The sequence below is a fragment of the Sphaerospermopsis aphanizomenoides BCCUSP55 genome (assembly GCF_001586785.1).
GTDB classification, from domain to species: Bacteria; Cyanobacteriota; Cyanobacteriia; order Cyanobacteriales; family Nostocaceae; genus Sphaerospermopsis_A; species Sphaerospermopsis_A aphanizomenoides_A.
In genome coordinates this window covers 1-25238 of the sequence record NZ_LUFH02000057.1, presented here as the reverse complement: position 1 = coordinate 25238, position 25238 = coordinate 1, and the positions used below count along the sequence as shown (strand labels likewise).

Genomic DNA, 25238 nt, shown 5'->3' with positions numbered 1-25238 from the left:
ATTTGCTGAAATATGGATACTCTAACATTATACTGTCAAAAATTATCTGATCTGAATGTAAGTAGCAGCAAAAAACGAGGTACTGCTCTACATAAACCTATATTAATTCTATCTGTTATAGATTTAATTAGTAGAGATATTATTGATAATAATGAAATTAGAGTATCAGATGAATTGATTGAAACATTTGAAAAATATTGGCAAATAATAGGTTCACATTCTTATACTGGAGGGTTACATTATCCTTTCTTCCATTTACAAAGTGAAGGTTTTTGGCACTTAGAATTTAAACCAGATTTTAATGGCTTACAACCAAAAACAACTAATAGATTAAAACAAGCAGTTTACTGTGCCTATTTAGATATTGAATTATTTGAATTGTTGCAAGATGAATTATGTCGAAAAGAATTACTAGATGCGCTTATAGCGGCGTTTTTTCCTGATATAAATAATCAAATAGAAAGCATTTTACAAATTAATCAAAATTTTGAAAATGAAAAAATATCACCTGAGTATATTGGAAATAAACCTAAGTATAGTTTAAAAAAGACAATAATTAGAAATGCTTTTTTTAGAAAAGCAGTGGTCTCTGTATATGAATGTCAATGTGCTTTTTGTGGTTTAATAGTTAACAAAAGTATCAATCAAAATATAGTAGATGGCGCACATATTAAACCATTTGCACAATTTTATGACAGTAGAATACATAACGGAATAGCCCTATGTAAAAATCATCATTGGGCATTTGATAGAGGTTGGTTTGCTGTTGATGAGAAATACAAAATTATAGTTAGTAAAGAACTGGAAGAAGTATCTCCCCATGCTAAACCAATAAAAGATTTTCATGGTGAAAAACTCATACTTCCTAGAATTGAGAAATACTTTCCAGATATTGAAGCTTTACAATGGCATCGTTACAACATCTTTCAGACATAACTATAAAACTGTGGGTAAACCTACATCCTGGGGTTCAACCAACTTCCCATCAAAACCAATAGTTTTATCTTCTATAGTTCTCGCATCAGCTAAAGCCTTACGCAGCTGTACAACTTCCATTTGATCCTTCATTCCCCCGACAATGTAAATTAATAACTTCACTGCTAAATCTTTTCCTGCAACCTGGACACGCTTTTTATTAGGATCATATAAAACCCCATACCATAAAGACTGGGGATATTCCATCCCACTAAAACCACCTTGACGATCAAATTTTCGCAACTTCTTAAAAATAGCTTCTAAAGAAAAACCTTTTTTAAACACCAAAATTCCCAAAGCTTGCGCTAAAGCAACTTGAGAAACAGGACGAAATAACATATTTCCTTCACTACCATCTTTTTCAAAACTAAAACGCCGCAGAACTGGTGTATCTTCGTGTTCTAAAATCTTATAACTAGGAAGACTCGCTAAATAATCAAATAACTCGGTAAAATCATTAATGCCTTCCTGCAATTCCTCATCTTCTGGACGCATCGGAATTAAACCTTTTTCCAAAGGTTTCCAGTGGGGGAATTTCTGCCCCAAATAGCGTTCAGACATATCCTGTAAAGCTTGCAATGTCGTTAACACAGTCGAATTAGTTGCTACTGTTGCACTATTCCAATTTATACGAGGTTTGCGGTTATCTTTATCTGCCAAAAGTGGATGTGTTACCGCAATTTTTCGCGCTGCAATAGCAAAACCATCATCTTCATTTAATTGTGTTAACTGACCCTTTGTTAAAGGTGCAGCCATTAAATTTACATGAACAAAAATAGACCTTACCCGTCGTTTTGCTTCTGTGTAAGTTTCACCAGCATTAACCGCACAAATAAACTCAATACCAATTTTTTCTTGTGGTATTTTATTTTCTAAATAATCTGCATTGACTTGATAATGTTCTATCAAATCTGATAAAGTAATAAAACTATCGTTAGCAATTTTATCTTTTTTATAACGTCTCAATTTACCCGTTTTAATTAACTCTAATAAACCCTGCACTCCCATTAATCTATGTTGACCATCTAATGCATAAATACTGACATTTTCTTCAGCAACATTTAGCAAACCAACCGTACCATTTTGATCTAAAGGTGTAAAACCAGTAGTAGCTTTTTTAGCCCGTCCTTCACTATCCCATTCATCCGCTTTCGGATCATCAACCCACGGTTGATTAATTACAACCAATACCGGGGGAAACTTATGGTTTTTTCGTGCTGCTAAATACTGTACTAGCGGTGCTTGACGCGACCAGTCTAAAGGTCGTTGTTGAACTTCATCAATACTATCCGCATCAATTTCAATATTCTCCGTCTCTGGATTATACTTTTTTTGCAACAAAGGTAAAGCAGAAGCAAACTTAACTCGGTTTGCGAACCATTCCAATGTAACTGCACCTATGTATGCTTCAACACCACCCATTTGGGTTTGCTGAACAAGAATTTGGTTGTTTTTACTGAGTAACTCATCTAGTAATACAGATAACACCTGTTGATTCTGATTCTCTGGATACTGTTGAGAAATGTTACGGCTTTGTTCAGATTGGCTGTCAATCATATAAATTTTTAAAAACAATGTCTAGATTGAATTGCTTATTTTTACAAAAGATTGGATACTAAGAGTATAGTTTTTAAAAAATATTTTGGGAAATGAATGTAAACTATCTTAGTATAATGATTTTCTTTGGCTTATATCTATTTCAATATGCAACCTCACAGTACATTTAGATATTTATCGGTAGATAGTTATGACTACAACACAACAACCAGACAGTAAAACTCAGCAAAATCGTACTGTAGCAGAATTAGTAGACTATATCCAAGTTCTCACCACAGAAATTCAAGAATTATATTGTTTAGATGCGATACCTTGGGTTGTAGGTTATTCCGGTGGAAAAGACAGTACAGCAATTTTACAACTTATTTGGAATGCAATTTCTGGACTACCACCAGAAAAAAGAACTAAAACTATTCATGTCATTACAACTGATACAGGTGTCGAAAATCCCTATGTTTCTGCTTGGGTACGTAATTCATTAAAACAAATGGAAATTGCTGCTCAAGAACAAATTATGCCAATGACACCACATTTACTTCAACCAGAAACCAAACAAACATACTGGGCAGGGTTACTAGGTAAAGGCTATCCAGCTCCTCGTCATACATTTCGCTGGTGTACAGGAAGGCTAAAAATTGACCCATCTAACCGTTTTATTCGTGATGTGGTTAGAGCTAGTGGTGAAACAATTGTTATATTAGGAACGCGCAAAACAGAAAGCACTAATCGCGCTTTAATTATGACAAAGCGAGAAGAAGGAAGAGTAAGAGATAGGCTATGTCCTCATCCTAGTCTCATTAATTCTTTATTGTATACACCTATTGAAGATTGGCGTAATGATGAAGTTTGGCTATATTTAATGCAATGGAAAAATCCTTGGGGATATAGCAATAAAGATTTATTTAATATGTATAGAGAATCAACAGCGGATAATGAATGTCCTTTAGTTGTTGATACATCCACTCCTAGTTGTGGTAACTCTCGTTTTGGGTGTTGGGTTTGCACATTAGTTAGCAGTGACAAATCTTTAAATGCAATGATTCAAAATGATGAAGAAAAAGAATGGATGCAACCAATAGTTGATTTTCGTAGAGAATTAGATATTGAAAATGATAGAGAAAAAAGGGATTTTCGGAGAATATGGGGAGAAGTTCAATTATTTGAACGGAATAAAAACGGTAAAATATCTGTTGAACCAGTACCCGGACCATATACAAAATATTGGCGTGAGTATTGGTTAAGAAAACTATTAACCGCACAAACTCAAATGCGGCAAACTGCCCCAGAGAATATGCGCGATATTACCCTAATTTCTATGGAAGAACTTAGCGAAATTCGCCGGATATGGCTAGAAGAAAAACACGAATTTGATGATAGCCTACCCCGCATCTATCAAGAAGTCACAGGAGAAGTATTTAAAGATCCTCGTCCTGGTGCAGATTATAGCTTACTTGGTAGCGATGAATGGGAAGTATTAGAAGAAATTTGTGACGGTGACGCAATGCAATTAGAACTAATGGCGAAACTGTTAGATACAGAACGCCAATTTAAGAAAAAAACGCGCCGCGTGGGAATCTTTGAAAGCCTAGAAAAATGTTTTGATACAAGTTCCCGTTCTCAAGAAGAAGCCATTAGAAACGCCCATTTGAAAAGAGATTTGCGACAAGCAGCGAGTGAGGGTGATGTAGCGACAATTCGGAAAAAATTCAAACAATTAAATATAGGAGAAGTTGTAGATAAGGAAGAGAGTAAAGAGTCCAGTAACCCAGCGACTTTTGCGAGTATGAAGTTTAAGAAAAAGGAAGAGTGAATTATGTTACAAACATTACCACAAATTATAGACTTAGAGGAATTTCTTGACTGGTATCCAGATGGATATGGACGGTTTGAATTACATGATGGGGTAATTGTTGAAATGCAACCAACGGGAACGCATGAACAGGTATCAGGATTTTTAGCACAGAAATTAAGCGTACAAATTGAACAAAATAACCTACCTTATTTTATCCCCAGGCAATGTATTATTAAACCAGTAGATTCCGCCAAATCTGGCTATAATCCCGATGTCATTGTTTTAGATTGGAATGCCATTAATAATGAACCTTTATGGAATAAGCGTTCTACAATTACTCAAGGTGAAACCGTCCATTTAGTAATTGAAGTAGTTAGCACAAATTGGCAAGATGACTATTTAATCAAATTAGCAGAATATGAAAAATTAGGTATTCCTGAATATTGGATCACCGACTATCTAGGTTTGGGTGGAAGAAGATATATAGGAAATCCTAAACAACCAACAATTTCTATACATAATTTAGTTGAAGGAGAGTATCAAATTAGTCAGTTTACAGGAAATGATGTGTTAATTTCTGCGGCATTTCCTAACTTGAATTTAACAGCCGATCAAATTTTTAGAATTGGTGATAAAAGGTAAAAATAAATTTCTCATCTCTCCTTCCTAGACTCCGGCTAGGAATGCCTAATGTGAGGCTCTACCTCATACAATTATAACCGAGGCATAGCCTCTTGTACAGCGTTACCCGGCACAGCCAGGAAACGAGATTTATAATAATAAATAACAATGATATTCCTAGAACTCGTACTGCAAAATTTTGGTCCTTACGCTGGTAGACAAATCATCACCCTCAACCCCAAAATTGATGACGATAACATCCGCCCTATTATTCTTTTAGGTGGTATGAATGGTGGCGGAAAAACCACATTAATGGATGCTATTCGTCTGGCTTTATATGGACAACGCGCCCAATGTTCTACCAGAGGAACTCTTAGTTATAGTGATTTTTTAAATCAATGTGTAAATAGCAAAGCTACCCCTGTTGATAAAACCAGAATTGAATTACTTTTTGAACACATTGAAGATGATAAACTGATTAAATATCGTGTTGTCAGAACTTGGGAAAAAAATCCTAAAGATGGTAAAGACTCTTTGGGTATTTTAGGTGAGGATGAAACCTGGCCTATTGAATCTTTAGCTAATATCTGGGATGAATATATAGAAAATATTCTGCCTTTAGGGATTTCTAATTTATTTTTATTTGACGGTGAACAAGTTAAGGAACTTGCAGAACAAGAAACTCCCCCACCCATTGTTATTGATGCAATTAACGGACTGTTAGGTTTAGAATTAGCTGATAAATTAGCGGTAGATTTAGAAATATTAGTCAAACGCAAAAAAAAGGAAAGTGCTGACAATCAAGATTTGGCTAAATTAGAAGAACTTGAAAACCGTCTGAGTGAACAACTACAAAAACAGGAAACATTAAAAACAGAATTAACTAATCTAGAAATTGAAAAAGAAAATTTAAAAACTAAACATGACGAAGCTTTAAATAAATTTGTATCAGAAGGTGGTAAAATTGCTGCTGAACGCAGCCAACTAGACACACAAATACAAGAGAAAACAAAGATAACAGAAAATCTCCGTCAGTCTTTGTGTGAAGTAGCAGAAGATGTTTTACCTTTAGCTTTAATTCCTAATTTATTATCTCAAATTCAAACCCAAGGTGAAAAAGAATTTCGTAACCAACAAATTCAATTAGCTAAAGATGTATTAATTTCCAGAGATCAACGATTAATTACGTGGTTACAACAATTAAACCTAGAATTAACTCAAATTAATAATATTCAAACTTTCCTAGCTGAAGATATAGATAATTTATATGCTGCCAATTCATCTACACAAACCAATTGGTTAAATGCAGATGAAGAAAGTTTAACTTTACTGGACAATTTAATATATCGTTTACAAATTGCCCAAAATACTGTTCAAAAACAATTAATAGAATTGAATAATTATGAAGAAGAAATTATCACCATAGACAGACAAATCCAAACAGCCGCCGAACCAGCAGAATATACAAAATTAAAAAAAATACGAGAACAAGCACAATCTGAATTGAATAAAGCTACCACTAATTATGAGTTAACAGTTCGCAGTCTGGGAGAATTATAAACAGAAATCACTCAAACTAAAAAAGAGCTAACTAACTATACCAGCGAAAATCTTAAATACCAAAGTACCGAACATTTAATTAATGCAGCAACTCAAGTACAGAATACTTTAAAGATATTTAGAGAAAAATTGACTTTGCGGAAATTGAATAAATTAGAAGAAGAAGTGAAAAATTGTTTTCTTTATTTATTACATAAATCAGATTTAGTTCATCGTATTGCTATTGATGCTAAAACCTTCAGCTTATCCTTATACGATTTTAACGGTAAACCAGTACCCAAACATCGACTTTCCGCCGGAGAAAAACAATTATTAGCGATCGCCTTTTTGTGGGGTTTAGCCAAAGTATCAGGAAAACGTCTACCAGTGGCCATAGACACACCTTTAGGAAGACTCGACTCCTCCCACCGTAACAACTTAGTAGAAAGATACTTTCCCTCAGCCAGTCATCAAGTAATTCTCCTTTCCACTGATACCGAAATCGGTAAAAAAGAATATCAAACCCTTCAAGAAACCGAAGCGATCGCCCGTGAATATTTGCTTCAATACGACTCCGGGAAAAGAGAAACCACCATTAAAACAGGGTATTTTTGGTAATGGGTAATCACCAATCACCAATTACCAATCACCCAAAATGGAATCACCAATAGAACGTATTAAACTCTCCCAAACAGCCAAAGAACAACTCCTGAAACTCAAACGCAACACCAAAATAGAACAATGGAATATACTATGTCGGTGGGCTTTTTGTCGTTCCCTCGCTGAACCAGCCGCACCCACCCCCGTACCCATTCCCCAATATAGCAACGTCGAAATGACATGGCGCGTATTTGGTGGAGAAATGGCTGATATCTTGCTTTTAGCCCTGAAACAACGCTGTTACAACGACGGCTTAGACACAGATAAAGAAACCCTCATCACCCAATTTCGCCTACACTTACATCGGGGTATTGGTTATCTAGCGGGCGATCCAAATATTAAGAAAATTGAAGATTTAATCGAACTAGCAACAAAGAAAGTAAAATCCTCCTGACTTAACCGGAGGCAAAAGTCATTTAATTTTGACTTTATTTGTCTCCTCTATTCCCTATTCCCTATTTCCTATTATGAAAGAAATTCAAGCACTGCGACAGGCATTTCAAAGCCGAAAAATGTCTGGTTTGCTGTTACTAGGCTTTGCATCCGGTTTGCCATTATTCCTCACAACCCGCACACTTCAACTATGGATGAAAGATGCCGAAGTTGACGTTGCCAAAATTACCCTTTTTGGATTAGTTAGCTTACCATACTCCCTCAAATTTATTTGGTCTCCCTTAATTGATCGATTTTCCCCTCCATTTTTAGGGGGAAGACGGGGTTGGTTATTTTTTACCCAACTTGCTTTAGTCATTGCTATAGGTTTCATGGCAATGCAACAACCAAGCCAAAACACACAAGTTTTGATGATTTTGGCAATCACATCTTTTGTCATCGCCTTTTTCAGTGCTACCCAAGACATCGCCGGAGATGCTTACCGGACAGAAATTTTAAACCCTTTAGAATTTGAAACAGGTGCTTCTCTGTGGGTATTAGGTTATCGTATTGCCCTATTTATTGCCTTTTCCCTAGCGGCATGGTTAGCAGGATTTCTGCCTTGGAATTTAGTGTATTCAGTCATGGCAGGATTTATGTTAATTGGTGTGTTCACAACATTATATGTTCCAGCAGAACCGCAACCAGAAAATATATCTACAAATAACACATCCTTAAAATTTAAAGATGTCCTATTTCTCTTAATTATCGTCACCATTATTACCAGCTTAGTGGGTGGTGTAATTTCTGAATATATACCCTTAAAAGTCTTTTATTGGATATTAGGAGGATTACTGATAACTTGGATCAGTGCATCAATAATTCTGCCTAAGCCTCAACTCAATGAACAACAACAGAATTTAACACCACAAACATTACAAGAAGCAGTGATTCTGCCTTTACAAATATTTTTAGAAAAATTTGGCATTACCAAATCATTGACAATTCTCATATTTATCATTCTTTATAAACTGGGTGACTCCCTAGTCGGTATTACTGCCAATTTATTCGCCAAACAAATAGGATTTGATAACCAGGAACTAGCCACAGTTTATATCATTGGCCTAGTCGCTACTACCGTGGGAGTCATATTAGGTGGGATAATAATGTCCAGAATCGGCATCCATCGCGCCCTTTGGATATTTGGTGTACTGCAATTACTCAGCAACTTGGGTTATTATGCACTAGCTATCACCGGCAAAGATTATTCCATGTTAGCGATCGCCATCATGATTGAAAATACCAGTGCCGGATTAGTCACCGTGGCAACCGTAGCTTATTTAATGAGTCTATGCAGCCACAACTTCACCACCACTCAATTTGCTCTCTTTTCTAGCCTCATGGCCTTAAGTCGAGACGTTCTTTCCGCACCCGCAGGAGATTGGGCAAAAGCCACCGGCTGGCCTTCATTCTTCCTACTCTCTATGGTAGCAGCCCTTCCCGGATTGCTACTATTGCCCCTAGCTGCCCCCTGGAACTCAAAACCAGTAGCACTCACCAGACCAGGAATTGAAGAAGAGGATATATGGGGAACCAAGTAGTTATTCTTGTCGGTACATTTGTCCTCATCATCACAGGTCTATTACTGGGCTATGTACTCTCCCAGCTAGTTCTAGGATATCTAGGGTTTAACCTCCTCACCCTCCTGGGAACAATTAGCCTGGTTTTAATTTTTGGTACACTTTACTACGTTTTATTTTGGCAGCTGCGACGTGAACCCTCACAACAGTTCAAAACCAGCATACCTAACCAAACAGACGAAGAAATCACCAGTAACTATTTGAAAAACCGACTCATTGCTAGATTATCTGGTGATGTGGCCGCAGCAGAAAGGTTAATCGAGCAAGCCAAGCAGAACTATCCCGGAATGCCAGAAAACTGGTATTGTGAGAGAGTTCTAGATGATTTAGATCGAGATCAGCGTTAACCTAGAGTTTTCCTGTCTCCAAAATCGCTAAAATAAATTAAGAAAACTTCACAAATTTTTAGCTAGATTTTTCCAAAAGTCTCTAGCTAACTAAAAACCAAAATATGGCTATTTTTCGTCAATATATCGCCCCCTTACTAGTCGTCCTAGTATTTATAGTCGCCTTAGTAGCAGTCAGCGCCCGCATCTTCCTACCCTCCGACATGGCTGCACCAGCACCTATTGGGATGATAATTCGTAATTCGTAATTCGTAATTCGTAATTACTGATTTTCTCCTCTGCTCCCCTGCCCCTGAAGCCCCTGAAGCCCCTCTGCCCAATGCCCAATGCCCAATGCCCCAATTTTGAACTTCCCTCTTCCTGGCTACCACATTCGTCGAGGTTCTACTATAGATAGAGCCATCCTAGTCAAGTTCATGCAGTGGACTTACCAGGAAATATTTCCCTATCAAGATTTTTCTCACCTAGCCCGTACAGTTGAGCAATATTTCTCCGTTGATACCCCTTTATGGTGGGTATATGAAGAGGCAAGGGAGCAGGGAGCAGGAAGCAGGGGAGAAACTTTTTCCCCCATCGCTTGTTTGTGGGTAGGTAACGCCATAGATCAAATTACAGGCAGTCGTCATGCTCATATTTTCCTCCTCTACGTTGTCCCAGCATATCGTCGTAGGGGAATTGGCACAGCCTTGATGCAATATATAGAAAATTGGGCAAAACAAAGAGGCGATCGCCAAATCGGACTACAAGTATTTCAAACCAACACACCCGCATTAAGTCTTTATCAACAGCTTGGTTATCAAACACAATCCCTATGGATGATAAAATCACTTCATAGGGAATAGGTACGAGGCAATAGATCAGCTCTCGACTTCCGCTTCCTCCGCTTCCCTAGCCGCTGCTATATAATTTCTTGTTATTGAAAATAATATTATGTACGACGAAGACGATATAAACCTACTTGATCATGAAGCGGATTTAGAAAGCCCCCTAGACTACATAGAACCACTTACTGCTGAATCAGAAGTAGCAAAACCAGATCCCGAATTAATGCTGACACTACTGGAAAATCCTCAGCCTCAGCAACGAATGTTAGCAGCACGGGCTTTTTGTGATATTGAATATGAACCCGCAATACCCCATCTTATTCATCTGCTAACTGATGATTGTCCTTTAGTACGAGTCAGTGCAGCTTATGCCATCGGCCGCAATCCTAGCCCAAATGCTGTTCAACCATTAATTAATCAACTCAACAGTGACTTTAATGGTTATGTGCGAAAAGGCGTAGTTTGGGCTTTAGGAAATTGCCGCGATCGCCGTTCTTTAATTCCCCTCGCAGATGCCCTCAGAACCGATATTTCTGCTGTTCGTCTTTGGGCAGCCAGCGCCCTAGCCCAGATGGCAGGAGTGGGATATGAAGCCGTTGTAGGCGCAATACCTCCCTTAATTGAAGCCCTAGTTCAAGATCCAATCTCCGCAGTTCGTAGTAACTCCGCTTGGTCTATAGGACAACTCTGCAAAGAACTACCTTCTAACGTAGTTTATGCTACAGCCATAGATGCCCTAATTCAAGCCTTTGCGGAAGATAAAGACTTGGGAGTAAAAGAAGATGCCAAGGCCGCACTCTTGGGAGTCGGTGATCCTCGTGGTTTACAATTGATTGAAACCCTAGAACAAGAAGGCTGGTTTTGATAATTGATAATTGACAATTGATAATTGGGTAATATCTCCCTCTTACATATCTGGCAATTGCCAATCAATTTCCGGTTTACCACAAGACAGCAAAGCGGCATTAATAGCTGAAAAAGGCTTACTACCAAAAAAGCCATTGCGTGCAGAAAGTGGTGAAGGATGAGTTGACTGTATAACAATATGCCGATTGACATCAATCAATTTCAACTTTTTTTGTGCGTACCCACCCCACAACACAAACACAACTGGCTCACTTTTCTCATTGACCTTATTAATTACTGCATCTGTGAAAGTTTCCCAACCTTTATTTTTGTGAGAATTGGGTGTATGCGCTCTCACCGTCAACACTGCATTTAACATCAGCATACCCTGTTTAGCCCAGTCAACCAAATAACCATGATTGGGAATATCAAAACCTACATCTGTCTTCAGTTCTTTGAAAATATTCATTAGTGATGGAGGCGGTTTAATTCCTGGTTTAACAGAAAAACATAATCCATGTGCTTGGTTGTCATTATGGTAAGGATCTTGACCCAACAACAACACATTCACCTCTTCATAAGCTGTCAATTCAAAAGCAGAAAAAACTTCTTTTTCTGAGGGATAAATACGATCAGATAATCTTTCCTCCATCAAGAAATTTTGGAGTTTACCAAAGTACGGTTTCTCCAATTCTGCACCTAGAACTGCTTGCCAGGAATTAGGTAGTTGGATATCATTCATGCCACTGGATTGAGTTCAAAAGGACGTTCTGTATCATCTTCACCCAAATACTCACCATTTTGAATTTCTAGAATCACTAAAGGAATAGAACCTGGATTTTCTACTTTATGCAGTGTTGCTGCTGGGACATAAGTTGACTGGTTACGATTCAGCAGAATCTCATCATCACCACAAGTTACCTTAGCTACACCAGAAACTACAACCCAATGTTCATGACGATGATAATGAATTTGTGGTTTAATTCTATGTCGTGGCTTAATTTCTAACCGACTAATTCGATAATTTTCTCCTTCTTCTATTACTTCTACATAACCCCAATAACGTTCACCTGAATGGGGAGAACATTTTTCGAGATTGGTGTTAAGCTCATTTTCTTGTTGACTCATGATTAATTCTCCATCATTATGTTAATAGATGATTTTATCCTAATTCTCTATTGCTTATATAGTAATCATATTTGATTCTTGAAAAACACTCCGTACACTTCCCCTGTTCCCTGTTCCCTGTTAAGAGTTCCCTCTCTACACAGATAATTTCAAAAATCAAATACCAGTCCTATAAAGATAAAGTTTTATTAGCAAATAAAACTTGTTCAAACTCTAGAGTTGGTAATGCACGACTGAAGATGAATCCTTGAATAGCATCACAGTTATTTTGTCTTAAAAATGATAGCTCTGCTTCTGTTTCTACACCTTCAGCAATAATCTTGAGATTTAGCTCATGAGCCATTTTTATTAAAGATTTAGTAATGACAGATTTTTGGTAATCATGATCAACATTTTGGACAAAAGAGCGATCTATTTTGATTGTGTTAACTGAAAAAAAATGTAGGTAGTTTAAAGAAGCTTGTCCTGTACCAAAATCATCAATTGCTATCTTAATCCCATGTGATCGTAATTCATTCATAATAGCGATCGCACTCTGCACATCATCCATAATCATGCTTTCAGTAACTTCAATTTCCAGACAATTTGGATCTAAATTATTATTTTCTATCAAGTTAATAATTTTAGCACTTAAGTCAGGTTGATTAAATTCAACTGCTGATAAATTAACAGCGACAGTCAAAGGCTTAATCCCAGCATCGCGCCAAACTCTCATTTGGTGACAGACATTTTTTAAAACCCAATTGTCAATAGAAATGATTAAACCATTTTTCTCGGCTAAAGGAATAAATTCTCCAGGTGAAATCTGACCTAATTCATCACTATACCAACGCAATAAACTCTCAGCTGCAATTATTTTACCACTATTAATATCAATAATCGGTTGATAATAAACTTCCCAGCCCTGAAAATCATCTTTTGTAATTGTTTGGTTTAGAATTTTATCTAACAACTGCATTCTTGGAGTTAACTTGTTAACTGCCATCTGTGCCGATAAATATTTTTTTAAGCTTGCATACTTTTCTAACTTATTCTTGATCGCACTTAATAATTCGGAACGAGTAAATGGCTTAGTCAGGTAATCATCTGCTCCCAAATCCATACCTTGACGAAAATCCGATTTTGCCGATTTTGCAGTCAAAAAAATAAAGGGAATAGTTGCAGTTAATGGTTCTTTTCTTAATGCAGTTAATACTCCATAACCATCCATTTCTGGCATCATCATGTCACAGAGGATTAAATCAGGCAACTGAGAAATAGCTAAATTTAAGCCTATTTTACCATTATGGGCAGAAACTGTTTCAAACTCTTCAGCTGTCAACAGATCTACAAGGTTTTCCCGGACAGATTCTTCATCTTCTATGACTAAAATTTTGGGCATAATTAACCTCATATTGTATATTTTTTTAAGGGTAGTTTAACAGTAAATTGTGTACCTATGCCGAGCTTGCTAATTAAAGAAATTTGGCCTTGGTGAATATCTACACACTTTTTTACAATTGCTAATCCTAATCCAGTTCCTAAAATATTACCGACATTATTAGCACGATGGAAAGATTCAAATAAACGAGGTAGGTCTTCTTCAGGAATACCTATTCCCTGATCTTGAATTTCAAATACTGCTTGTTCATCTTCACAAGCGAGTGTAAATCTAACTAAACTGCCATCAGCAGAATATTTGAGTGCATTTGAGAGCAAATTACTGAGAATATATCCTAATAATTTGTTATCCATATAGCAGGATATAGATTCAGATTGACTGCTAAAAGAGATCAAGCGTTGACTTTTCAAATTCAACTGAACTTCTTCTACTAATTGACGGCAATATTCCACCAAATCAAAATATAAGGGTTTATATTCTAGTTTTCCTGCTTCTGCCTTGCCAATTACCAAGATATCATCTAGCATTTCTGTCATCCTATGGACAGCAATTTGAATTCGTCGTAGATGAGTTAGTTGTTTTTCTGGAGTCCATCGCTGATGGTAGTGTTCTAGCAACTCCGCAGAAGACAGAATGGTACTTAAAGGGGTACGAAATTCGTGGGAAGTCATGGAAATAAAACGAGATTTCAACTCATTGAGTTCTTTTTCTTTCTCTAGTGCAGTTCTGAGTTCTTGCTCCAATTGTTTGCGACTGCTAATATCAGCACAGTAACCAACCAATTCTATTGGGTTGCCAGTTTCATCCCAGACTACCTTACCTTGATCGTATATCCAACGATAAGTACCATCTGCGTGTAAAAACCGATATTCTAAACTATAATGTTTTTGCTCTAATACCTGTGATAGTTCTGCTAGTACAGTTGGTGCATCTTCCGGGTGGATGTGACTATACCAAAAGCTAGAATCTTGGATAAATTCTTGTGCTTCGTAGCCTATCATACCTTTGACATTATCACTGATAAAGACAATACCAGAACTTTTCGTGTGTTTACTAGTATAAATTATAGCTGGACTAGCGGCGAGTAAATATTGTAGACGTTGTTGGGTAACAAGTAATGCTGTTTCTGCTTGCTTGCGTTGAGTGATATCCGTGAGAATACCAATGTAGTGAGTTAGGCAACCATCTGTATCATAGACAGGAGAAATATTGAACTCATGCCAGAAGAGACTGCCATCTTTACGAGAATTTCGTAACATCACTGTACAGTCTTGTCCTGCTTGCATGGCTGTTCTCATTTGTTCTAAGGCTGATTGATTAATATCAGCACCCAGGAACAACCGAAAATTTTGTCTGATCACTTCCGTGGCTGTATAACCAGTCATGCGTTCAAAGGCAGGATTAACATAGGTAATTGAGCCATCGGGTATGGTAATATCAGCAATAATAATGCCGTTACTGCTGGCAGCAATCGCCCGATCTCGTAACCTTAAACCTTCTTCAATCAATCTGCTTTGGGTAATATCAGTGTATATACTTACGAAATAAACAATTTTTTCAGTAGCATCTTTAATTGCATCAGTCCGCAAATAAATCTGCACATAGTTACCACTCCGAGTTTGCATACTCACTTCACCATGCCAAGACTCTCCTCTGTGGACTGTAGCAAACACTGTTTCAAACACTTTGACATTTCTGAAGGTAGCTACCAAACCACCATTAGAATTTAATTCAATTCCTGTATAGTCAAATACTTCTGTAAAAGCGGGATTGACATAAATGATCTGTCCAGAAATATCCGCAATACTAATACCATCGCTGGTACTTTCTATGGCTTTTTGCAGTCTCAATAAAGACTTTTCTGTTAACTTCCGTTCTGTAATATCACGAGTTATTTTACAATAACCTCGAAGTTCACCAGTATCATCAGACAATGGCGTTAAAATACAATTAGCCCAAAAGTATGAGCCATCTTTGCGAACAAAAATACTTTCACATTCACACCTAGAATTCAACTTGGCTATTTCTAGTTGTTGTTTGGGTATGGCATTAGCAATATCTTCAGGTGGAAAAAAGCAAGAGAAATCACGTCCGACAATTTCTACTGCTTGATAGCCAGTAATACATTCTGCCCCAGAATTCCAACTCATGACCCTGCCGTTAGGATCAAGCATATAAATTGCATAGTCTTTTACACCTTCTACTAATAAATGGAAGTATTCTTCACTTTGACGCAATTCTTGTTCGGTTAATTTACGGTCTGTAATATCTGTAGAAATACCACAAATAGCATAATTAATTCCTTGGGTATCTTTTAAAGGAAATTTAATAGAAAAATAGGTATGTAATCCATCTGCATGAGGAGCAATTTCTTCATTTTCTCTATATATACCACTAGTAATTACTGCTAGATTATCTGCTGCAAATTTTTCTGCAATTTCTTGTGGCCAAATATCATATACACTTTTACCAACTATCTGTTCTTCATTGATACCAGATATTTTTTCAAATTGCTTATTAACTAATAAATATCTATTTTCTGTATCTAATAAATACATTACAGCCGGTAAATTGTCCAAAATTGCCTGTAGTCGCTGTTGAGTTTCCCACAATTTTGCTGATTCTTGTTGACGAACAGTGATATCTCGATCAATGCCACGATAGCCGCAAAATTTACCCTCAACATCAAAGATAGGAACACCATTAGTTTCCAGAACCACTAGATGACCATCTTGATGAACATTGATATTTTCCAGATATTTAAAGGATTGTCTGGAAGCAGTAATGGATCTAAAAATTTTACTCACACGCGCTGCTTCTTCAAGTGGCATGAGTTCAAAAGGGGTTTTTCCTAAAACTTGTTGGGGTTCATAACCTAAAATTTCTCGTACTTGAGGACTAACATAGGTATAAACGATATTTTCATCAACTTCCCATACCCAATCACTACTAGCTTCAACTAAGTTACGGAAACGTTCTTCGCTTGCTCGCAGGGAAGTTTCTGCTGTAACACGGTCGTGAATGTCAGTGTTAGTGCCAAACCAATTGACAATTTTACCTTGGCGATCGCGCAACGGTAACGCTCGTCCCAAATGCCAGCGATATATTCCTGAAGCTTTTTGAAACAGGCGAAATTCTACTTCATAATTTGTGCCTGTGGATAAAGATTGATGCCAAATATTAATACTATTAGGCAAATCATCAGGATGTACCCATTGTATCCATTGTCTACTCAAAACTTGATCTTGTGTGCAGCCAAAATCATCAAGGGTACGTTGATTTATATACTCAATATTACCATCAGCATCAGCAATCCATACCTGCTGCGGAATAGATTCAGCCAGAAAGCGAAACCGTTCTTCACTTTTTTCTAAAGCATCTTGTGCTTGCTTCCTGTTGGTGATATCTTCTATTGTCCCTAGCATACCAACCACCTGCCCTTCTGTATTGTGCAAGGGAACTTTATTTGTTTCCAGCCAAATCTGACTGCCATCTGCTTGCTGCTTGGGCGTGATAGCCTGATATTGGGCTTGATTGGTCTGCATCACCGCAGCATCGTAAGCACGGTAAAATTCTGCTTGTTCTTGGTTGGCAACTAAATCATAGTCTGTTTTCCCGATAATATCTTCTGGATTTTCAAAACCTACCATTTTCGCAAAGTTGCGATTACATCCCAAAAACACAGAATTGATATCTTTCCAAAAAATACTATGGGGAATAGTGTCCATAATCAACTGCAACATTTGCCGAGATTGCAAAAGTTGATTTTCCAACACTTCTACTACTTCCAAGGCCAGACAAATACTTTCAGGAGTAATCACTCCCACAGTTTGATCTTGTTCATCGACAATAGCCACTAACTGAGCCTGAGACAACCATGGCATTACAGTTGTTAGACTTTTAATTGCTGGCAAGTTGAGTTTCATCATTGAGGTTTGCATGACTTCAGCAATGGTTGTGTTTTTTAACTCAGTCCTTGCAGCCACAAGTCTCATGATATCTTGTTGTGTTAAGCACCCTACTAATTGGCAATCAGACTTTACCAAAACTCCTTGACACCTTTCTACCATGAGAGTGATCGCATCTAATACCAAGGTTTCCGGTGCAACAGTCAGTGGCGAACGGTCGATAATTGAATCTAAACTTTGGAGTACGAGATAGTGAGGTGATACTTGCATAATTGATTTAAAATTCACTACCAAACAATTTTGATTAAAAACCACTGATTTTCATATTGTGGCTTTAAATAGCTAAGATTATATCGCGTCAAGTACAGTATTTATTATGTTTACGATAAAACAATTATATGCGTATTATTACTAATAAATCTTGAGGGCAGCGGCATTGGCTAGAAGAAAGATTAATTCTTTCTCCTGACAGCAGCTTTCATCTGTCAGCGGTCAGCAGTAAAACCCTTTTGGTGCAAGGCTTTGTTATAAAAACTTGTACCTTATTGATCTGCAATATGCTGTATTTATTCTGAACTTCTGAACTCCTTTTTAAACTTTAAAGTTTAAAGTTTAAAGTTTTAATTTTTATTAATTACTCTTTTCTCACCATAACGTAGTAACCTTTCTATAGTTAACAAGCGATTTTCCCAGACTTTCACTTGATAAGGATTGTCAGCAATTAGTACACTCATCCAAGTTTTAAATTGAGACTGAAAACGAGACAGTGAACCTCTAGCACTAATCAAATTACTAGCAGAAGGTAAAACTGCCAGCTGATTTAAAGCATTTTGTAATTCTTGGGTCTGATTCTTAAAATCAGCAATTGTAGTTAGAGATTTATTAGGCGATCGCTCACTCTTCTCCCAGACCAATTGCCATTCTTTTTGCAAAGCAGCATACCTAAAAGCCGCAGTCCGAAAAGGCTGACGTTGAGGAATAGGATCATTCTTTGTATTTTGCACCTTCCCTTGAGTGCTAATCAATATTTCGTCTAAATTCTTATTAAAATTTTCAGCAGCAAATAAAGCATAACCACTAACAGGTAAATCCCTCAGCAGTTGTAATTGGTCAAATGCTCCTACACTGGGTAAAGAAAGCAAACGAATACCAGGAACTAATAAAGTAGAACCTAACTTAGTAGAATGAATCCAAGGTTCTGCTAATCTTTGAAAGCGAGGAGTATCTAAGGCATAAGTCATCGGCACAACTAAATCTATATCTCCTCGTCTAGCCCAAACTTCCCAATGCTGTTGAATTTTTTGCACTCGCTCATATTCTGCTAATGGAAACACCGCCACTGATAAAACTAAATAAGATCGCTTTTGTCGCAACATCTGGGCAACTTCACCCACAAAGCTATCAACTTGTTCAGTGCGGAATGCTGTCCACTTTTGCCATAAATCCCGCTGATTAGGAGAAATTTTCAGAGGATCTACACCAGTTTGTTGCTGAAACTTCTCTCTAGCAGCTTTACCATAACCGTAGGTTCGACCAGAAAAAGGGTCTTGAAAGGGATAGCGAATATAGTCTAGATGTAAACCATCGACTTGATAACGAGTGACAATTTCTGCGTACAGCTTTAATAAATACTCACGTACTTGAGGATTAGCTGGGTCTAAAAAAGGCTTTGTCTGACCAGCCGGAATCATTTGCCCACGCTGATCATAATTTGCCCAATTGGGATTTGCTGCCAGTACAGGCCCTGGATAATCAGGACTGACACCAATAATTTCATTATGACGGCGATTACCAGCCGCAAAAGTCCACACCCAAGCGTGTAACTCCATCCCCCGTTCATGGGCTAATTTCACTGCTACTGCTAATGGGTCCCAGTCTTGAATTAAGGGGTTTTGTTGTGGTGCAACCTGACTGGGATAAATCGTATAACTAGCATTGACAGTTTCAAAAAATACAGTATTAATTCCTGCCAGCGCCAAGCGATCAAAAATTGGTGCTAATCCTGCTTCATTACCAGCCTTAACAATTGTCCCCCGATCTAACCAAACAGCCCGAATTTCTGGTTGGGCTATACGTTGATTAACAGGAAATTGTTGCCATAAATTTGTTTTTGCCTTTAACCACTGTTGACGTACCAAGGCATAGTTTTTTTGGGAAATTAACACAGGTATGTTTTTGGCAACTTCCTGCGCTTGGGCTAAAGTTTGTTCTAAACTCAGGTTTGTTGTTTCGGTAGATGCTAACTTGGGAGTTTCTGACTTCAACGATTGGGGTTTAGTCATATTCACACCACCATTATTAACTGAAGCTGCTAAATGGGCGCTTTGGACTCTACCAATCAGATTTTCTAATTCTCGTTGCAGTGCAACAGCATCTTTATTACTAATCGGTTGATTAGAATTGGGTATGACATCCAAACGAACCGTTGACTCCAGCAGATCAATATCTTCCTGGAAATTTTGGGGCGTGACTTTAGCAGCGGGTTTTGATTGGGGAAGCGTTTTTGGTGTTATTTGTCTAGGTTTAGTTTTTGGTTTTTTGATCTTATTTTTTTTGCCAACAGTTATCCGTCGAGTTTGCGTTTTTGGCTTCCTGGTATTAGGTTTCCTACTAACAATTAACCCTTGATTGCCATTTTTCTGGCTTTTAATGACGCTCAATACGTCTGCTGCTGTTGCCGCTTGTGTGGGCAAAATTACCAAAAAATCAAAGATTAAAAAATTTAAGTTTAAGCAGAATAATCCCACTTGTTTCCATGGGAATTTCATATTTTTAATCATAGGTAATTAGTAATTTAATGCTGACTAATATAGCAAGTGACAGGTGACAAGGAATTTTAGATTTTAGATTTTAGATTAAAAAAATGTGGTATAGCTCCTGGTCTTTCAGGACGGAAAAATACTCGCTGCGCTGCGTACGCTTCGCTAACGTAAATCCCAAATCCAAAATTTTCAAGCTCTACACTTTAGGGTGGAGTCAATCCAAAATTCAAAATCCAAAATCCTATAACTACTGGCAACAAGTATTAATTAAATCTTCAACTCCCGCTACGGGGAATATGCTGATATTCAATTGACGAGATACTTCCTCCACGGTCATATCATCTAAAAATATTAACTCCCCATGTTTAAGCATCACACTGGGTAGCAAAATACCCTCTCCTAAATCTTGCCCCTGTAAGTGGAAAATTAAATCATGTCCAGTTAATAATCCCGTAACACTGATATTTTGCCCCCAATAATCGCTACATAAAGCACGCATATTTACCTCTAATCCTGCCACAGCATTTAACTGTTTCACAAGAGGTTTAAATGCCTGTTCTACAGCATTACCTACAACCCAAGTTAATTTTTTCGGTTCAGCAATTTTAGCGGGTAATAATTCCTGAGCAGCATAGGTAAATTGTTTAATAAATAAGCGAATTGAACCCACGCCATTATCTATTTGCGGATATTCTTCATATTCAGCTTCACTAGGTAATTCTTCCCCAGCAATTAAAAACCACTCATCAGCTAACCAAGCCACGCTAGAACCGTATTTTTGCCGAAATTCTTGGGACAGTAATTTCACTTGACTAATTACTTCCCGTGCTTTTTCTGGAGTTACAGGTATCAGTTCATCTTCTTGGGGACGAAATCGAGTTAAACCAACTGGAACAACTGCCACTGATGCTACCGCAGGTATTTCCCCAGTATGAAAAGATGTTAAATCTCGTAATGTCCGCTCTAAATGTTCACCATCGTTTATCCCTGGACAAACCACAACTTGAGCATGAATTTGTAACCTTCTTTTTTGAAACCATTTGATTTGTTCTAAAATTTGTCCGGCACGGTTATTTTTTAATAATCTAATTCTCACTTCTGGTTCTGTCGCATGAACAGAAACATACAAGGGAGATAACCGCATTTGTTCAATCCGCTGCCATTCTTTTTCTGGTAAATTGGTCAGTGTTAAATAAGAACCATATAAGAAACTCAAGCGATAATCATCATCTTTAAAATACAAACTAGAACGTTTACCCGGTGGTTGTTGATCAATAAAGCAAAAGGGACAACGGTTATTACACTGAATTAACCCATCAAATAAAGCGGTTTCAAATTCTAAACCCAAATCGTCATCATAATCTTTTTCAATTTCAATATGATGAGTTTTACCAGTAGTATCTAAAACTTCTAGTTCTAAAAATTCATCTGCACATAAAAACTGATAATCAATTAAATCACGAGGTTGTACACCATTAATAGCAACAATTGCATCACCCACCTCAAAGCCAATTTCAGCAGCGATGGATTCGGAAAGCACCTTGGTAATTTTAGCAGGATGAATGGTATTCATGGGAAATTAAAAATAGGGAATAGGGAATAGGGAATAGGGAATAAAGTTTTAGATTGAAGTTGCTCAAAACAATCCAAAATTCAAAATTAAGAACACCCATACCCTTCTATAGGACTGGTATTTGATTTTTGAAATTATCTGTGTAGAGAGGTAACTCTTAACAGGGAACAGGGAACAGGGGAAGTGTACGGAGTGTTTTTCAAGAATCAAATATGATTCCTATATACTTATCCGTAAGTATTCAGCAATCAGCCGTCAGTAAGAAATTGAAAAAACAAAGATAAAGGCCAGCCTGTAAATGTCTATTGTGGAATTGGGCAAACTGTTGATTTGATGAAAAACCTATCTACTTATAGTTTCAAGCTGATTACTGATTACTGATAGCTGAATGCTTACAATTATCCTTGCCAACCTGATGCGATCGCACACAAAATGGCACTGCCAAAAGCCAATCTATACCAGACAAAAACATAGGTATTTTTGGTTTGTAAGTACCGAATTAGAAATGCAATTGATAGGTAGGAAAAAATAAAGGTGGTAACAATCCCTATAACTAGTAGTAAAACTATATTATCTGGTAACTGTTGTTCCTGAAACTGTTTGAATATTTTTAGACTTTTATACAAGGTGGCAATGGTCAAAGTGGGAAATCCTAACAAAAATGAAAACTTAGCGGCTGTATCACGTTCTAATCCTAAAAATAAAGCCGTTGTCAATGTTGAACCAGAACGAGAAACACCAGGAATCAAAGCTAGAGTTTGTCCCAATCCTACTAATATACCATCTCGAATTTGCAAGGAATCAAAACCACGCTTGCGAGTACCAATTTTTTCTGCCAAGCCTAGTAAAATTGCCATTACTACTGACATTATACCAATAATTAATGCACTCTCAGGTAAAATGTCTTTTAACAGAAAACCCACAAGTAATGCAGGTATTGTTCCTACCGCAATACCCACGGTGATTTTCCATTCCTCACGTTCCCAATCTTGCTCCTTCAGTGCGGCAATTGCACCTTTAACAAGGCTAGAAATCAACGACCAAAAATATAACAAAATAGCAAGCACACTGCCAAATTGAATGGCATCAACAAAGTCTTTAGAACCTAGTTCTTTCCAAGCAAATATCTTAGTGACAATTAACAGATGTGCTGTACTGCTAATGGGTAAAAACTCTGTAATACCTTGAACTATACCCAAAATAAATGCCTGCAACCATTCCGGGGTAATTTTTGCTGTGTTTTCTGCCACGGCCAGCAGTTGCGAGGATAGTAAACCCATACTACTTAATTCTAAGATTGTCGCCATCAACCAGACTCCCAAAATGGATGCGTAATTTTAGCAAATTATCCATCCTGATCCGTTCTTGTCATCTGTTTTTCCGGGTAAGATTTATCGGAGGCAGGGGAGGTAGGGGAGAAATAAATTCTTCTGATTCTACTGAACTACTGAACTCCTGAACTCCTATTCCCTATTCCTTAATATTGGCCATATAATCAATTATGCCCCTAGGGGGGATTTTAGAGTGTGATATTGTAGATAAGTAAAGTTTAGTAACAAATATTAAAAACATTGATTAATAATACGTTTTCATCCTACTCTGCCGTCAAATCTTCTATTAATACTGATTTACATACCGCTGATACTAGGCACAGAGGTATCCAAGAATTAGAGTCGGCTCTTTCCTTATCGCCTTCCTTTGCTGATAGAATAGCCACTCGGCAAATTTGGTTAGTTTTTGCTGCGGCGGTGTTTTTAGTAACAGTACCAGTATTTATAGAAGCGCCCCTAGTGCGATCGCTACCCACCGTCAGTTTAGTGACGACAGTATTTTGGATTTGGTTGAGTTTGAACTTAATGTCACGTCCACAAACCTATCTGTGGGGAGATTTACTCTTAGGATTTAGCTGGAGTTGGCTAACAGGGGCGATTTACTGGGGTTGGTTACGTTGGGAACCTTTATGGCATTTACCAATAGAATCTATTGGCTTACCTTTTGCCCTCTGGTGTCTATGGCGCAATTGGGGTAAAGTCGGTAACTGGTTTTATCTAGGTTCTCTATTCGGCACAGTCTTAACAGACATATATTTTTATCTAGTAGATTTAATGCCCTATTGGCGGCAAATTATGAGAACAGATGCCAGTGGAGCGTCACAAATCTTAAAAAATGCTTTGTTACAAGTGCAGACTCCTTGGGGAGAAGGCTGGGCAATTATTCTGGCCTTAGCACTCCTGACAGTAGGGCTTGTATCTTTAGGTAACAAGGAAAGCTATTGGTACGCCTTTGGTGGCGCAGTTTTGAGTACAATTTTAGTAGACAGCTTATTCTTACTAGCAGCGATTCTGGCATAGAAGTAACCTACAGACGACACCCAAAATGCTCTTGATTTCTTGCAGTTACTACCCCCTTAATTCGTAAGCACTCAGCACTCAACACTCAGCACTCGAAATAAATCTTTACATATTAAAAATAGACAAAAATCCTTAACATGGTATTGAGGAAGAATATTGGAATTTACAACTTCAACCATAGCTAAGTTCCGGTAGTTCACTAAGCTGTATATTAGTTTCTGATGACTGCTGTGTGTTGATTCAGCTATCAGCTATCAATCCAAGCATGAAGTCAGAGGAAACAGTACCATCACCCCTCAGAGCGATCAGTGGGGTTAAATAAATACTTCATACTTCTCACTTCAGCCCACAGTTGACAGCTTCTAGTTGAAAGCTTTTATTTCTGTTTGATGGAAAGAGGTAGAAAAATCGTGAAAGGATTATTACGTTTATTAACAGTCTTTAGTTTGTTCTTAGGCTGCTGGGGATGGCTAGGAACAACTCAAACAGCCCAAGCTGCAAGTTTCAACAACATAACTTGGCCTCAAGCCCCAGTTTTGGCAATTGCACGCCAAAATAAGGCAGATGCCAAGCTAGGAACTGATTTTGGTAAAAAAATTGATTTGAATAATACCAACATTGCTGCTTTTCAACAGTATCCAGGGCTTTATCCCACCTTGGCTAAGAAAATCATCAAAAATGCTCCTTACAAGAGTGTAGAGGATGTGTTGAATTTGCCTGGATTGAGCGATCGTCAAAAACAAACCTTACAAGCCAACTTAGATAATTTCGCTGTTACAGAATACGAGCCTAACTTCAACGAAGGAGATGATCGTATTAACAACGGTATCTACAGATAACTCTGTTTGGTAATTGGAGAACAGGGGGCAGGGTGCAGGGAGCAGGGGGCAGGGTAGACAATACAGTTGAGGATTCAACCACACCTGGACAAGAACCACTTTGTAAAAGTGGAGGACTTGAAC

Annotated in this window: 19 protein-coding genes and 1 pseudogene; 12 read left to right on the top strand and 8 right to left on the bottom strand. The window is 37.6% G+C overall.

The genetic code is table 11. The features are described 5' to 3' along the window. Positions 1-12 precede the first annotated feature (12 nt). Positions 13-936, top strand: a complete 924-nt coding sequence (locus A0J48_RS15490) for an HNH endonuclease (RefSeq protein ID WP_200324505.1) — start codon at positions 13-15, stop codon at positions 934-936. On the opposite strand, the gene A0J48_RS15485 is transcribed toward A0J48_RS15490, so the two are convergent. Then, on the bottom strand, positions 937-2532 hold the full coding sequence (locus tag A0J48_RS15485; RefSeq protein WP_200324503.1) for a DGQHR domain-containing protein: 1596 nt from the start codon (positions 2530-2532) through the stop codon (positions 937-939). A gap of 190 nt (positions 2533-2722) precedes the next feature. Here A0J48_RS15485 and dndC point away from each other — a divergent pair, with 190 nt between their 5' ends. The 9 genes and pseudogenes from dndC to A0J48_RS15440 all read left to right on the top strand — a co-directional run bounded on the left by dndC (position 2723) and on the right by A0J48_RS15440 (position 11192). Continuing rightward, the gene (gene dndC, locus A0J48_RS15480; protein WP_200324501.1) at positions 2723-4342 is read left to right on the top strand and encodes a DNA phosphorothioation system sulfurtransferase DndC; all 1620 of its coding nucleotides are present in this window, start codon (positions 2723-2725) and stop codon (positions 4340-4342) included. Positions 4343-4345: 3 nt separating this feature from the next. Further along, complete coding sequence (locus A0J48_RS15475) at positions 4346-4966, top strand: Uma2 family endonuclease (RefSeq protein ID WP_200324499.1); 621 nt, start codon at positions 4346-4348, stop codon at positions 4964-4966. 147 nt (positions 4967-5113) lie between these two features. Further along, positions 5114-7102 (top strand): annotated as a pseudogene (gene dndD / locus A0J48_RS15470) (DNA sulfur modification protein DndD). Positions 7103-7139: 37 nt separating this feature from the next. Beyond that, positions 7140-7538, top strand: coding sequence for a DNA sulfur modification protein DndE (dndE, locus tag A0J48_RS15465; protein WP_200324497.1), 399 nt, complete (start codon positions 7140-7142; stop codon positions 7536-7538). 73 nt (positions 7539-7611) lie between these two features. Next, positions 7612-9117: an AmpG family muropeptide MFS transporter gene (locus A0J48_RS15460; protein ID WP_200324495.1), complete on the top strand. Its 1506-nt coding sequence runs from the start codon at positions 7612-7614 to the stop codon at positions 9115-9117. Further along, on the top strand, positions 9102-9503 hold the full coding sequence (locus tag A0J48_RS15455; protein WP_200324493.1) for an ABC transporter permease: 402 nt from the start codon (positions 9102-9104) through the stop codon (positions 9501-9503). Before A0J48_RS15460 ends, A0J48_RS15455 begins: the two co-directional genes overlap by 16 nt. A gap of 104 nt (positions 9504-9607) precedes the next feature. Beyond that, a complete protein-coding gene (locus A0J48_RS15450; protein ID WP_200324491.1) occupies positions 9608-9751 on the top strand; it encodes a hypothetical protein in 144 nt (47 codons plus the stop codon). Between the two features lie 78 nt (positions 9752-9829). Next, positions 9830-10345, top strand: coding sequence for a GNAT family N-acetyltransferase (locus tag A0J48_RS15445; protein ID WP_200324489.1), 516 nt, complete (start codon positions 9830-9832; stop codon positions 10343-10345). An 88-nt stretch (positions 10346-10433) separates the two neighbouring features. Next, positions 10434-11192 carry a HEAT repeat domain-containing protein gene (locus A0J48_RS15440; protein WP_200324487.1) on the top strand — a complete coding sequence of 253 codons (759 nt, stop codon included), beginning with the start codon at positions 10434-10436 and terminating at the stop codon, positions 11190-11192. A gap of 42 nt (positions 11193-11234) precedes the next feature. Here A0J48_RS15440 and ung read toward each other — a convergent pair whose 3' ends face one another. The 7 genes from ung to A0J48_RS15405 form a co-directional block, all read right to left on the bottom strand. Further along, the gene (gene ung, locus A0J48_RS15435; protein WP_200324485.1) at positions 11235-11915 is read right to left on the bottom strand and encodes a uracil-DNA glycosylase; all 681 of its coding nucleotides are present in this window, start codon (positions 11913-11915) and stop codon (positions 11235-11237) included. After that, positions 11912-12301, bottom strand: coding sequence for a phosphomannose isomerase type II C-terminal cupin domain (locus tag A0J48_RS15430; RefSeq protein ID WP_200324483.1), 390 nt, complete (start codon positions 12299-12301; stop codon positions 11912-11914). The genes ung and A0J48_RS15430 overlap by 4 nt, the downstream gene beginning before the upstream one ends. A gap of 169 nt (positions 12302-12470) precedes the next feature. After that, positions 12471-13682 (bottom strand): EAL domain-containing response regulator, encoded by a 1212-nt coding sequence (locus A0J48_RS15425; RefSeq protein ID WP_200324481.1) that lies wholly within the window; start codon positions 13680-13682, stop codon positions 12471-12473. Between the two features lie 8 nt (positions 13683-13690). Beyond that, entirely contained in the window at positions 13691-17860 is a 4170-nt protein-coding gene (locus tag A0J48_RS15420; protein ID WP_200324479.1) for a PAS domain S-box protein, read from the bottom strand. A 350-nt stretch (positions 17861-18210) separates the two neighbouring features. Next, positions 18211-20358: a glycoside hydrolase family 10 protein gene (locus A0J48_RS15415; protein ID WP_234300945.1), complete on the bottom strand. Its 2148-nt coding sequence runs from the start codon at positions 20356-20358 to the stop codon at positions 18211-18213. A gap of 241 nt (positions 20359-20599) precedes the next feature. Then, positions 20600-21925, bottom strand: a complete 1326-nt coding sequence (locus A0J48_RS15410; protein WP_200324475.1) for a TIGR03279 family radical SAM protein — start codon at positions 21923-21925, stop codon at positions 20600-20602. 398 nt (positions 21926-22323) lie between these two features. After that, a complete protein-coding gene (locus A0J48_RS15405) occupies positions 22324-23232 on the bottom strand; it encodes an undecaprenyl-diphosphate phosphatase (RefSeq protein WP_200324473.1) in 909 nt (302 codons plus the stop codon). A gap of 264 nt (positions 23233-23496) precedes the next feature. Between A0J48_RS15405 and A0J48_RS15400 the strand changes: the two genes are divergently transcribed. Together A0J48_RS15400 and psbU are read left to right on the top strand one after the other, a co-directional pair. Then, positions 23497-24276, top strand: a complete 780-nt coding sequence (locus tag A0J48_RS15400) for a DUF3120 domain-containing protein (RefSeq protein WP_200324471.1) — start codon at positions 23497-23499, stop codon at positions 24274-24276. Positions 24277-24686: 410 nt separating this feature from the next. After that, positions 24687-25115, top strand: coding sequence for a photosystem II complex extrinsic protein PsbU (gene psbU / locus A0J48_RS15395; protein ID WP_200324469.1), 429 nt, complete (start codon positions 24687-24689; stop codon positions 25113-25115). Positions 25116-25238 lie beyond the last annotated feature (123 nt).